This is a genomic window from Kribbella sp. NPDC023972 (assembly GCF_040639075.1).
In the GTDB taxonomy this organism is placed as follows: domain Bacteria; phylum Actinomycetota; class Actinomycetes; order Propionibacteriales; family Kribbellaceae; genus Kribbella.
Genome location: NZ_JBEZZH010000009.1, coordinates 108,137 through 119,592, shown reverse-complemented (window position 1 = coordinate 119,592; position 11,456 = coordinate 108,137). Strand labels below are relative to the sequence as shown.

The 11,456-nt window shown below is 68.3% G+C and carries 15 protein-coding genes; 4 read left to right on the top strand and 11 right to left on the bottom strand.

Annotation, left to right across the window (positions count from 1 at the left end; translation table 11 throughout):
* Positions 1–40: 40 nt before the first annotated feature.
* Genes AB0F43_RS30110 through AB0F43_RS30090 form a run of 5 tightly spaced genes read right to left on the bottom strand, consistent with a single transcriptional unit; the run spans position 41 to position 4,467 of the window.
* Positions 41–1,495 carry a fused MFS/spermidine synthase gene (locus AB0F43_RS30110; RefSeq protein ID WP_360484265.1) on the bottom strand — a complete coding sequence of 485 codons (1,455 nt, stop codon included), beginning with the start codon at positions 1,493–1,495 and terminating at the stop codon, positions 41–43.
* Positions 1,496–1,545: 50 nt separating this feature from the next.
* Complete coding sequence (locus tag AB0F43_RS30105; protein WP_360484262.1) at positions 1,546–1,905, bottom strand: MmcQ/YjbR family DNA-binding protein; 360 nt, start codon at positions 1,903–1,905, stop codon at positions 1,546–1,548.
* A gap of 10 nt (positions 1,906–1,915) precedes the next feature.
* Positions 1,916–2,575 carry a response regulator transcription factor gene (locus AB0F43_RS30100; protein ID WP_360484259.1) on the bottom strand — a complete coding sequence of 220 codons (660 nt, stop codon included), beginning with the start codon at positions 2,573–2,575 and terminating at the stop codon, positions 1,916–1,918.
* Complete coding sequence (locus AB0F43_RS30095; RefSeq protein ID WP_360484256.1) at positions 2,550–3,749, bottom strand: sensor histidine kinase; 1,200 nt, start codon at positions 3,747–3,749, stop codon at positions 2,550–2,552. Before AB0F43_RS30095 ends, AB0F43_RS30100 begins: the two co-directional genes overlap by 26 nt.
* A 25-nt stretch (positions 3,750–3,774) precedes the next feature.
* The gene (locus AB0F43_RS30090; protein WP_360484253.1) at positions 3,775–4,467 is read right to left on the bottom strand and encodes a hypothetical protein; all 693 of its coding nucleotides are present in this window, start codon (positions 4,465–4,467) and stop codon (positions 3,775–3,777) included.
* A gap of 247 nt (positions 4,468–4,714) precedes the next feature.
* Between AB0F43_RS30090 and AB0F43_RS30085 the strand changes: the two genes are divergently transcribed.
* Positions 4,715–5,260 carry a hypothetical protein gene (locus tag AB0F43_RS30085; protein ID WP_360484250.1) on the top strand — a complete coding sequence of 182 codons (546 nt, stop codon included), beginning with the start codon at positions 4,715–4,717 and terminating at the stop codon, positions 5,258–5,260.
* Between the two features lie 195 nt (positions 5,261–5,455).
* On the opposite strand, the gene AB0F43_RS30080 is transcribed toward AB0F43_RS30085, so the two are convergent.
* Together AB0F43_RS30080 and AB0F43_RS30075 are read right to left on the bottom strand one after the other, a co-directional pair.
* On the bottom strand, positions 5,456–5,854 hold the full coding sequence (locus AB0F43_RS30080; protein WP_360484248.1) for a hypothetical protein: 399 nt from the start codon (positions 5,852–5,854) through the stop codon (positions 5,456–5,458).
* 352 nt (positions 5,855–6,206) lie between these two features.
* Complete coding sequence (locus tag AB0F43_RS30075; RefSeq protein WP_360484245.1) at positions 6,207–6,758, bottom strand: YceI family protein; 552 nt, start codon at positions 6,756–6,758, stop codon at positions 6,207–6,209.
* A 232-nt stretch (positions 6,759–6,990) separates the two neighbouring features.
* On the opposite strand from AB0F43_RS30075, the gene AB0F43_RS30070 reads away from it, so the two are divergent.
* On the top strand, positions 6,991–7,479 hold the full coding sequence (locus tag AB0F43_RS30070) for an FBP domain-containing protein (protein WP_360484242.1): 489 nt from the start codon (positions 6,991–6,993) through the stop codon (positions 7,477–7,479).
* 74 nt (positions 7,480–7,553) lie between these two features.
* Positions 7,554–7,814, top strand: coding sequence for a hypothetical protein (locus AB0F43_RS30065; RefSeq protein WP_360484239.1), 261 nt, complete (start codon positions 7,554–7,556; stop codon positions 7,812–7,814).
* Positions 7,815–7,927: 113 nt separating this feature from the next.
* Here AB0F43_RS30065 and AB0F43_RS30060 read toward each other — a convergent pair whose 3' ends face one another.
* The 3 genes from AB0F43_RS30060 to AB0F43_RS30050 form a co-directional block, all read right to left on the bottom strand.
* Positions 7,928–8,467 (bottom strand): phosphoribosyltransferase family protein, encoded by a 540-nt coding sequence (locus AB0F43_RS30060; protein ID WP_360484236.1) that lies wholly within the window; start codon positions 8,465–8,467, stop codon positions 7,928–7,930.
* 246 nt (positions 8,468–8,713) lie between these two features.
* Positions 8,714–9,970, bottom strand: a complete 1,257-nt coding sequence (locus AB0F43_RS30055; protein ID WP_360484233.1) for an exonuclease domain-containing protein — start codon at positions 9,968–9,970, stop codon at positions 8,714–8,716.
* 67 nt (positions 9,971–10,037) lie between these two features.
* Positions 10,038–10,571 (bottom strand): hypothetical protein, encoded by a 534-nt coding sequence (locus AB0F43_RS30050; protein ID WP_360484230.1) that lies wholly within the window; start codon positions 10,569–10,571, stop codon positions 10,038–10,040.
* 117 nt (positions 10,572–10,688) lie between these two features.
* Between AB0F43_RS30050 and AB0F43_RS30045 the strand changes: the two genes are divergently transcribed.
* Positions 10,689–10,844 (top strand): hypothetical protein, encoded by a 156-nt coding sequence (locus AB0F43_RS30045; RefSeq protein ID WP_360484227.1) that lies wholly within the window; start codon positions 10,689–10,691, stop codon positions 10,842–10,844.
* Between the two features lie 116 nt (positions 10,845–10,960).
* Here AB0F43_RS30045 and AB0F43_RS30040 read toward each other — a convergent pair whose 3' ends face one another.
* Positions 10,961–11,452: a metallophosphoesterase gene (locus AB0F43_RS30040; protein WP_360484224.1), complete on the bottom strand. Its 492-nt coding sequence runs from the start codon at positions 11,450–11,452 to the stop codon at positions 10,961–10,963.
* Positions 11,453–11,456: the final 4 nt, after the last annotated feature.

Genomic DNA, 11,456 nt, shown 5'->3' with positions numbered 1-11,456 from the left:
CAAGCCCCGGCCCGAGAGCACAACTCCGGGGTGGTTCGGCTCAACTGGTGAACGGCGTCAGCAGCTGGTCGACCGGTGCGTAGTCGTCGGTGAGGATCGGCGCGTCGCCGGCGAACTCCGCCGGGTCGGGCATGATCTCCATCGCCGGCCCGAGCCGGGACGCGATCGCCTGCTGGTCGATCGGCCGGTCCGAGGCGGCCAGCACGAAATTGCCGCCCGCCTCGTTGGTCGGGGCGATCACGGTGACGTGCGCGAACTCCGCCTGCAGGGTCTTGATCTCGGCCTTGGCGAACTTCGCCTCGCCGAAGTCGATCACGTTGACCAGATAGAGACCGTCCGGTCGCAACACCCGGCGGATGTCCGCGACCAGCTCGCGCGTGGTCAGGTGCCACGGCACCGACACACCGCTGAACGCGTCCATGATGATCAGGTCGTCGCTGTCCGTCGCCTCGGACCGGATGCCGAGCCGGCCGTCGCGGACCGTGACGTCCAGATCCGGCCCGGTCCGCACCCCGAGCTCCTTCTTGTCCAGCTCGACGACGGCCCCGTCGATCTCGTACACCTTGTTGTGACTACCCGGCCGGGTCGCGGCCAGGTAGCGCGGCATGGTCAGTCCACCGCCGCCGATGTGCAGCGCGTCCAGCCGCCGGTTGTCCGGCCAGTTCCCGTTGATCGCGGCCGCGAAGCTCTTGATGTAGTCGAACTCCAGGTGCGTCGGGTCGTTCAGGTCGACGTACGAGTGCCGGAGCTGGTCCAGGTACAGAGTGCGCCCGCTCTCGCGGTTGGGGTCCGCCGCCACCCGGGCGCAGTGGTACGCCGTCTCCACCTCACACGGGCGTGGCGCAACCACAGTCAGCGTGGCACCGATGAGTGCGAGGGCCACCGGTTTCACAGCCGTCCGGGCACCTCGCAGTACGACGGTCAGCGCGGCACCGGAGACCACGAGCAGCCCGCCGAGGGTGAGCAAGATCGTGCTGACCGGAACCTCAGCCACGAAGACGAACCCGGTCAGCACCGTGCCCGCGATGCCACCGACAGTCGCGTACGCCGACAGCCGGCCGACGACAGTACCGGTCTGCGCCAGCGTCGCCAGGCGCAGCTTGGTCACCATCGGCGTCACAGCCGCCAGTAGCGCCGCCGGTGCGAACAGGGCTACCGCGAGGACCAGGAACACCAGATCGGTGCCGCCACCACGCAGTGACTCACCGGTCCAGCGCACGACCGGGAGGATCAGCATCACCAGGGCACCGCCGATCAGCACCAGCGGACCCAGCGTCTTCCGCGGCGGTACGGCGTCGGCGTACCGGCCACCCCACGCCGCACCGGTGGCGATCGCGGCCAGCGCGACCCCGATGACCGCTGTGTTCGTCTCCAGCGTCAGCCCGATGTATGGCGCCACCAGCCGCAGCGAAACCAGCTCCAGCACCATCACGGCCGCCGAACTGCCGAACGCCAATGCGATCGCCAGCCGCGACCCCACTTCACCGTTACTCACCGCGTCACCCTATCTGCCGATCCTCGCGGCCTTCGTCCGTCAGACACCGCCTAGAGGGCATCCAGTTTGGCGATCAGCGTCTTGGGAGCGATCTGCCGGTAGGCACTCTCGACGAGGTCTTCCAGGTGGTCCCAGTCCACGCCCTCGACATCGAGGTAGACCCCGAGCCAGCCGCGATGACCGACGTACGGCGGCCTGAAGAAGTGCTCGGGGTCCTCCTCCACCAAGGACTCCTGCACCCCAGGTGGCGCCGCGCACCACAGCCCGACCCGGTCGTCATGATGCTGGTTCGCGAACATCACGAACACCTTCTTGTCCCGCACGAACCATGTCGGCTCCCCGTGACTCAGCCGCTCCGTCGTCTCGGGCAGCGCGAGACACAGCTCCCGCAACCGCTCCAGCGCCTCCATGTGTCCTCCCTCAGTGGCGTGGGCCCGGCGTCACCACACCGGCTTCGTAGGCGTAGACCACGGCCTGGGCGCGGTCCCGCAGGTCCAGCTTGGTCAGGATGTTGCTCACGTGCGTCTTCACCGTCTGCTCCGCCAGCACGAGCTCGGCCGCGATCTGCCGGTTGGACAGCCCGCGCGCGACCTGCCGCAGTACGTCGGTCTCGCGCGGCGTGAGCCGGACGGGCGTGATCGGCACGACCGGCTGCACCCGAGCGAAGTCCTCCACCAGACGACGCGTGACCGACGGCGCCAGCAACGCGTCCCCCGCCGCCACGACCCGGACCGCACCCGCCAACTCATCCGGCGTCGAGTGCTTCAGCAGAAACCCACTCGCCCCCGCCCGCAGCGCGGCGTACACATAGTCATCCAGATCAAACGTCGTCAACATGACCACCCGCGCCTGCGGGTCTCCTGCCGCGAGGATGCGGCGGGTCGCGGCCAGGCCGTCCATCACGGGCATCCGGACGTCCATCAGGATCACGTCCGGCTGCAACTCAGCCGCCAATGCGACGGCCTCGGCCCCATCTCCTGCCTGGCCGACGACTTCGAGATCCGCCTGCGCGTCCAGCAGCGCACTGAACCCGGCCCGCACCATCTCCTGATCGTCAACCACCAGCACCCTGATCGCCACTCGCCACCTCCTCTCCCACCGGTATCGACGCCTCCACCAGGTAACCGCCTTCCGGGGTCGGCCCCGCGCTCACCGTCCCATCCAGCAGTGCCACCCGCTCCCGCATCCCCACCAAGCCTTGCCCACTCCCCCGCACCGGCCGCTCATCCGACTGCGCCGGACCATTCCGGACCTCGAGCGTGAGCTCACCGCCGTCACGCCGTACCGTCACCTGGACGCTGGACCTCGGCGAATGCCGCACCGCGTTGCTGAGCGCCTCCTGCACAACCCGGTACGCCGTCAACTCCACCGCAGGATCCAGTCCGGTCGGCACACCGGCCTCCAGGCGTACGTCGGCCCCCGCCTGCCTGGTACTCGCGACAAGCTCCTCCAACTGCTCCAACCCCGGCTGCGGACCTAGCTCACCCAGCGGCGGTTGCTCGAGCGGCTCGCGCAGCAACCGCAGCACTCGGCGCATCTCCGTCAACGACGCCCGCGCCGCGTCGGCGATCTCCACGAACTCTTCCCGTACGTCGTCCCGCAGCGTGGGCAGCCGATGCGGTGCACTATCCGCACGCACCACCACAACCGAGAGGTGGTGCGCGACCACATCGTGGAGCTCACGCGCGATCCGCGCCCGCTCCAGCAACCTGCTCCGCTCGGCCCGCTCCTCCTTGGTGATGACCTCCTGCTCGGCCAGCAGGCGACGTACCTCCGCCCGAGACCGCAGCAGCTCGGCGACGACGAGCGCGGCAGCCGACAGCACAGCCATCACGAACAGCCCGCTCCAGCCGCCCCGGTCGGGCGCCAAGGCAGTCACGCCCACTCCGAGGACCTGGATGATGATCCACCACGTCAGCACCTCATGCCGTTCCAGTCCCCGCGCACCGACGATCGCCAGGACCAAGCAGGTGCCGAACGCCGCGGTGGTCCCCCACGGCCAGGGCTCACCCGCGTTCGGCACAGTCACCGCGGCCGTGATCCCGGTGACGACCAGAGACACGAAGAGCGCGACCCGCGGCCGAAGCCACGCCAACGCCAGCGACAGTCCTCGCGTTAGCCCCAACGCGAGTTCGGCCCCCAGCGGAGCGCGGTAGTGCTGGCTCAGGTCCAGCGCGGTGAGGAACACCAGCGCGGCGACGCCGAACCCGGCGGCCCAGCCCCACCGCCCGCGGGGCCATGCGTAAGCGGTCACGTCCGGGACCCTAGTCCGCTCGGTTTCACAGCTGCTGGATCCAGGACCACATCAGCAGCATGCCGGTGGCGCACACCCCGATGGTTGCCGGAAGCACCCACCTCCCACCCAGCCCGTACAGCCGCCGCACCAGCCGCCCATGCAGCATCCTGATCCCGCCCATCGCGCACAACAACCCCACCACGATCGGCACCGAAATCACTGCATGCGCCACCCAGGCGCCCGCCAACGTCGGCCCACCCCACGTCCCCGGCCCCACCGGCCCCCTCTCCACGAACCCGTAGAACACCCCCCGCACCACCGCCAGCCCCAACAACCCCAGCAAGAACCAACTCACCAGCCCCAACACCGAACTAACCAACCCAAACCCAAACAACGGCCCCGGCCCAACGCCCGCACCCTCACCCCGCTCCGGCTCCACCGACCGGCCCGACCTGCCGCCGGCACGCTCGGCCCCCACCGACAACCCCGACCTACCGCCTGCACGCTCTACCCGCTCTGCCCCCACCCGCTCGGGCTCCACCGACCGCGCCAGCTGTTCGCGTCGCCAGGGCTCGGTGCGGTTCTCGCCGGTCACCGCGTCCGCCATCGTCCGCACGCCGAATACGACCAGGCGAGCGTCGTACCCCATTGATCTCAGCAGCCGGCCGGGCAACGGCCCGTCCCCGGTGAGCGGTCTCGCCGGGTGAGTCCGGGTGGTGGTTCGGATGTCCGTCATGTCTCTCCTCGGGTCTCAAATCCTGAGATCCACGCTAGAAACCAGCGGTCCGCCGTACCTCCGGCCACGGAGCCAAATCGCACCCCGTACCCGGGTAGGGGTGCGACGTGACCCAGGTCACAGTGACCACCTTCCGTGCCGTAGCGTTACACGGTCAGTGCCGGACGGCGTGCGCTGCTTCAGTGCACACCTGGGTGCCCGACGGCGCGAGCGGCTCTGCCGCGCCCGACAGGAGGTTCGGACCATCATGCGCATTCGGAACCTGGCGGTGACCGCCACGCTGATCCCGGTTTTGATGCTCGCCGGTTGCGGGAACGACAACTCGTCGGACGTCGCAGCCTCGACCCCCGGCGCCAAGAAGGCGTCGAAGAACGGACTCACCGAGCAGGTCAGCAGCGCCGCTCAGGCCGACCCGGTCGTGAACGCGTACTACGAGTACCGCGTCGCCCTCGACCTGATGATGCGCAGCGGCGGCCGGAAGACGAAACACCTCGCGCCCGTGATGACGCCGACCTTGTTCCAGTCGATCAGCGTGCAGGCGAAGTACTACCGGACCAAGCGACTGCACAACACGGGCGCCACGAAGGTGCTCTGGGCCAAGCGCACCCTCGCGTCGAGCGGTGTGATCGTCAGCGCGTGCTACGACACGACGCAAGCCCGCACCGTCGACGCGAAAGGCCGCGCCGTTCTTCCCGCCTCCACTCCGACCCGCTGGCTCGACGAGATGCGAGTCCAGCAACTCGAAGGTCGCTGGGTAGTCGACGGCGGCAGCACCACTCCCAACGCGTGCTGACCCACCCAACGCCCGCTGACACCAGCGTCCTGCCGGGCACAGCCCAGAGAGTGCCGCTTCGGTCACCTTCACTGGGCAAGCGCCAGCACCCGGCATGATCGCCGGTCACATCGTCTCCGGTTCGCTGCCATCCGGCACACCTCGCGCCCCGGAGCCGCAGCAGCGCGGAGAAACCACTTCTCCGCGCTGCTGGCATCACGGATGGCGGACCATCTGATGCAGCAGAGCCTCGACCGCATCGCGCAGCTCGCCGTCATGCTCGGGCCCCGACCAGACCACGACGCATCCCTTGTCACCCAACGCCCCCGCGACCAACTCGCGAGCCGGCGTCGGGTCACCTTGATTCAGTACGACGACCAGCCGCCGCCCGTCGCGCTGCAACCGCTCGAGCAGCGGCGGAAGCGTCGAGCCACGGAACACACCGGGGTCACTCTTCACCTTCGTCTCGACCATCACGCCACGCCCGCGCACCACCAGCAGGAAGTCGGCCCGGTCCCGCGTGTACTCGCGGTCGTGATAGATCCGCGCCTTCGGCCAGATCCGCAGCAACGCCGCGTCGACGTCAGCGTCGTAGCGCGCCGCCAGCCGGCTCACCCGCGAACTCGTCCCGCGCGTCCGGAATGCCTCAGGCGTACGCCGTCCGGCACGCCGCCGCCCGAACAGCGGCGCCAACCAACGCCTTAACCTCGTGTCGATCATCGGCGGACCCCTCGACCTAGCCGGCACTTAATCCCAGTCTCCCCACCCCGCCGTACCGGCCAACCACCCCCACCCCGATCGTGATCCCACCTCCACAAACCCACAAAGATGAAGCCCCGCAGGTGACCGCTGGTCACCCACGGGGCTGCATCCTGAGCGCGTGACGCGTGGTCACACGCGGGGTTCTGATCTGACCAGGTGACTTGTGATCACCCACGGGCCTTGGCCCACCTCGGCGGGGATCAGGTCAGCTGTTCTTGATCGCGGAGACCTCGATCTCGAGTGTGACCTTCTCGCTGACCAGGACGCCGCCGGTCTCGAGCGCCGCGTTCCAGTTGACGCCGTAGTCCTTGCGGTTGATCACGACCGAGCCTTCGAGCCCGACCCGCTGATTGCCGAACGGGTCCGTCGCCGACCCGGTGAACTCGAACGGGATGTCGATCGACTTCGTCACCCCGCGGACGGTCAGCTCACCGGTGACGGTGAAGTTCGTGTCGTCGTCCTGCTTGATCGCGGTCGACACGAACGTGATCTCCGCATGGTTGTCCATGTCCAGGAAGTCGTTGCCGCGCAGGTGGTCGTCCCGCTGGCTGTTGCGCGTGTCGATGCTCTTGGCCTGGATCGTCACCCGCCCGGACGAGTTCTCCGGGTTCTCCCCGTCGAGGTGGATCGACCCCTCGAACTCATTGAACGATCCCCGCACCTTCGTCACCATCGCGTGCCGGGCGACGAACCCGACCCGGCTGTGCGCGGTGTCGATGGTGTAGTCACCGGTCAGAGCGGCGTACTCGCTGACCATGAAGTCTTCCTCCAGAGGGTATTATAGTTGAAGTTTGCACAGTCTACTTTTCACCCGATGCGCCCAGTTGTCCACCCCCGGTGTCCGCATTCCGGGTCCGGCGCGGGCAACCAGGACACGCGCCGGACGACCAGCCGGCAGTTGACCGTTGCCACTGGCAACTAGCTGATATTCGGTTGCGGGTACGGCGGGCGGCAGGTGTGATGTGTGGTCGAAGGAATGGAGGATTGTCGTGCAACCGCTCACCGCGGAGGAGATCAGGCGCTCGTTCGTGAACTCGTCCAAGAGCCTGGTCAAGGCGATGACGCTCCCGCGAGGGTTCGCCGAGCTCCCGTGGGATTCGCTGGACTACCTCGGCTGGCGCGATCCGAAAGCGCCCAACCGGGGGTACCTCGTCGTACGGCGAGACGGCGGCGTCACCGGGATCGCACTGAACACCCAGGCGACCGGTAAGCCGCGCCGCGGGACCGGGTTGTGCGACCTTTGCTACACCGCACACCAGGTGACCGACGTGGCCCTCTTCGCGGCGCGCCGCGCCGGTGCGGCCGGCCGGGAGGGCAACACCGTAGGCCTGTACATCTGCGCGGACCTCGCCTGCTCGCTGTACGTGCGGGGGCTGCGCGACGTCGACGTACCGCAGGGCGAGACCGCCTCCCCGGAGATTCGGGCCGAGCGACTCCACTCCCGACTTGAAGGATTCGTAAATCGCGTCCTCGCTTGAGCGCGCGAAGTGGGTACCGGGAACTACGCTGGATGTAGCGGCAGTCCACACGGGCGAAGGGAGAGCGAGTCGCGATGACGGAGTTCAGAATCACGCACGAGATCCACGAGGTTCACCCGGACATCCGCGAGAAGCTCACCGCCACCACGATCGAAGCGATCAACGAGTCCAGCTCCCGGTCGGCGGAAGACGCCGCCCTGGTGCTGCGCCACAAGCTCGGTGAGATCGGCGTCCACATGAGCGACGCCGCCTGCCTGGCCGCGATCGAACGCATCCGCTCCGGCAAGCAACTCCGCTTCGAGATAGAACGCGAAACCGCCGACAACGCGGAATAGCCCACAGCCGAGCCCGGCACAACCCCTCCGCCGGGCTCGGTCTGGTCCGCTGCGCGCGCGACCGACGAGATCCTCACACGCGAAGCGCGCGCAGATAAGTCCCCGGCACGAGCTCAACCGGCTGCGCGGGTGGTGGACGCGGCGAGGTCTTCGGAGTTGAAGAGGGCGTGCAGGGTGAGGCCGGCTTCGAGCAGGGCTGTTGGTGTTGTGGGGTTGCGGTTGATGACGCAGACGGCGTGGGTGATGGTGGCGCCCTGGGCTCGGAGTTCCTCGGTGGAGAGGACTACTTGGCCTCCGGTGGTGACGACGTCCTCGACGACGGTTACCCGGCGGCCGGAGGTCTCGGCTCCTTCGGCGAGGCGGCGGGTTCCATACTCCTTGGCCCGCTTGCGCACGAAAGCGCACGGCAGTCCAGTACGGCGCCCGAGCGCGGTCACCACCGGGATGCCTCCCATCTCCAGCCCTGCGAGCACCTCGGTGTCAGCCGGCACCAACGGCACCATCGCCTCGGCGATCGCATCCAGCAACACCGGATCCGCCTCGAAGCGGTACTTGTCGAAGTACTCCCCGGTGACCTGCCCCGACCGCAGCACGAACTCGCCGGTCAGATGTGCGGTCGCGTAGATCCGCTGTGCCAACTCCTGAAGCTCCACAGACCGGCACTCTATCCGCCACCCTCAGCAGGCCGGCCGAGAACCGCCACCGACATAGGCCGGGCAGCCGACGCCCGTCCCCACGCCACTTACTGATCGGCCAGGTACGGCGTGACGTCAGACTCGCCGGCTCTGCGCGGCGACTTCGAGGACGCGCCGAGCACCGGCCTGGGTCGTCGGCACCTCGGTCAGCCCGGGGGTGGGTGGATGGGGCGCCTCGGTCAGCCGGGCGGGTGGGTGGGTGGGTTAGGCGGGTCGGCGTTCGGGTGGGGGTGAATCGGTGGCGGTGTGGGGGGTTGGCAGGAGGCGGCGGAAGTCTTCGGTGGAGATGATGGGGATGTTGTACGCGCGGGCCGCGCGGGCCTTGACCGACAGGCTGTCGACGTCGGCGGCGACCAGGAAGGTCGTGTCCGGGCGGACGGCTTCCTGGGGTACGAAGCCGGCGGCGACCGCGCGGTCCCACCACACCTCGCGCGGCTCGATCATGTCGCCGGTGAACACTAGCGTGCTCCCCGGCGGGAAGCCTTGGGCGCCAGGGCGAGCTGGTACGACGTAACGCCCGGCGCTCGCCCGGAGCAACGCGTCATCCACGTCGGACGCACGATGCCCGAGCATCACCGCGACCCTGTCGAGATCACCGCGCTGGTCCTGGGTGATCCCACCGTCACTCCACGACGCTTCGGCCAGCGCGGAGACGTAGTACCGATGCAGCTCCTGAACCTCCGACCGTGTCAGCCCCAGCTCGGTCGCGACCTGGACGAGCTGGTCGGCGTCGGCCGCGGTGATCTCCCGGTTGGCGAGGATGCCGTCGAGGAGCGCGAGGTACGAGTCGGCCTGCGGCGGCTCGGGCACCCGCGGCAACTGGTCGACGATCCGGCTCATCCACCCATGCCGGCCGCCGGCATGCACTGGTCGCACCGTCGGCGTGAAATCCGCCCCCGGTAGGTCAGGCCACCGCAACCGCCGGACTTCCTCAAAAGCCCATTGCCACGGCGGCGGTGACGGAAACGCCTGCAAATAGTGGGCAAACAGCTGCGCTGTCGCGCGAGTGTCCGCCAGAGCCGAGTGCCAGCCCTCGATTGAGATCCCGGCCGCCGCACAGCACGCGCCGAGTGTCCGTTTCGCGCCCGGATAGAGATAACCGGCCAGCGCCATCGTGCACATCGAGCGCTCGGTGATCAGGGGTACGGCGTACCCGAGCCGGGCGAACTCCGCGCGCAGAAACCCGAGATCGAACTCGACGTTGTGCCCGACAACCATCCGCCCGGCGAGCAACCCACCGAGCTCCCGCGCCGCGTCACCGAACTCCGGCGCGGCCAGCACGTCGGCGGTCAGAATCCCGTGAATGTGTTGCGGACCCATATCGCGCTGCGGATTGAGCAATGTCACCCACTCGTGCTCCACCTGGCCGCGGGCATCGAGCAGGACAACGGCGATCTCGATGACCCGATGCCGATGGCTTGGCAGCAGGCCGGTCGTCTCGGTGTCGATGACGGCATACATCCCGCGGCGCCTCCTCCGGCTCGGTTACCGACCCGGAAACAACCCAATCACACGGCTCCGACAGTTTTCAGAGCGCTGGGATGTCGACCGCGATCTCCTCGCCCAGCCGGGCACCGTGCGACAGCTTGAGATCGTCGCCGCTCCAGAACCGGCCGGGGTCGTACCAGTTCGGCGACCGCCCGTGCAGCAACCCCATCTCCTCGTACGTCACGGCCACGACCTCTGCGCAGTACGCCGACTCGAGCTCGAGCTCACGCGATCCACGCCGAAACGCCGGGACTCGTCCACACATCCACCGCGATGCCAGCCGGGCCGTCGACGGGAACGGCGTACCGTCGAGGCGCGCGACAGTGCGCAGTACGGCGTCCTCCATCTCCCGGGTGACCGGGTGATCCAGCTGCCGCAACCACGCGCGTTGACCGTATTTCCGCGCCCATACCAGCACCGCGTCCCGCAGGTCGTGCAGCTGTACGCCGCGATGGTGCTTCCCGGTCCACATGTCCGGCAGGGACCGGCCCAGCTCGGCGTGCCACATCAGCGGCGGCAGGTCCTCGATGACGATCGCCATGCCGACGTGGTTGATCGGGCTGTTCGTGGTCAACTGAATGGCCCGATCCGCGGCTTTGCCGCCGCGAAACAGCCAAATGTCACCTGTTCGTGTCAGTTCCGTAGCGTCATCCAGTGAAATCCGGCTGTCCACGTCGCTAGGTTAGTCGCCATGAAGGTATGGAAGGTGGTAGGACTTGCGGGGCTCGTCGGCGTGGCCGCAACGGGCGTGGTGATCGCGCGGGGCGAGCGGAAGCGCCGCGCGTACACGCCGGAAGAGGTGCGCGACCGTCTCAAGACCCGGGTCAAGGAAGCAGCCAACGTCTGAACCCTGGTACGGCGAAGCCGGCCGGGCGTGAGTGGTACGCCGTAACTCGGTGGTACGGCGGTCACTACCTCACGCCCGACCGGCGTCGCCTGGTCAACTGTTGCCAACCGCAACCGTCAAAGGTTGTGTAGAGCAACCTCTTCCAGTCGGCCGGATGCGATGGTCGCCGTCTGGTAGGTGCAGTACAGCTGCCGGCGCCGGTCCGTCGGCGATCCTGGGTTCAGCAACCGCAGCCCACCGGGGCTCGTCGTGTCCCACGGGATGTGACTGTGCCCGAACACCAGCACGTCCACTCCCGGGTACGCCTTCTCGCACCGCTCCTCGCGCCCCTTGGCCGGCCCGGTCTCGTGCACCACCGCGAGCGACAGCCCGTCAAGACTCACCCGGGCGACCTCCGGCAGCCGCGCCCGCAACTCCGGCCCGTCGTTGTTGCCCCAGCACCCGATCAGGCGGGCAGCACGAGCCTCCAGCTCGTCCAGCAGCGCCACGCTCACCCAGTCCCCGGCGTGGATCACCACATCGGCGCGGTCGATCGCGTCCCAGACCGGCTCCGGCAGCTTCTTCGCCCGTACCGGCAGATGAGTGTCCGAGATCAGCACCAACCGCATAGGC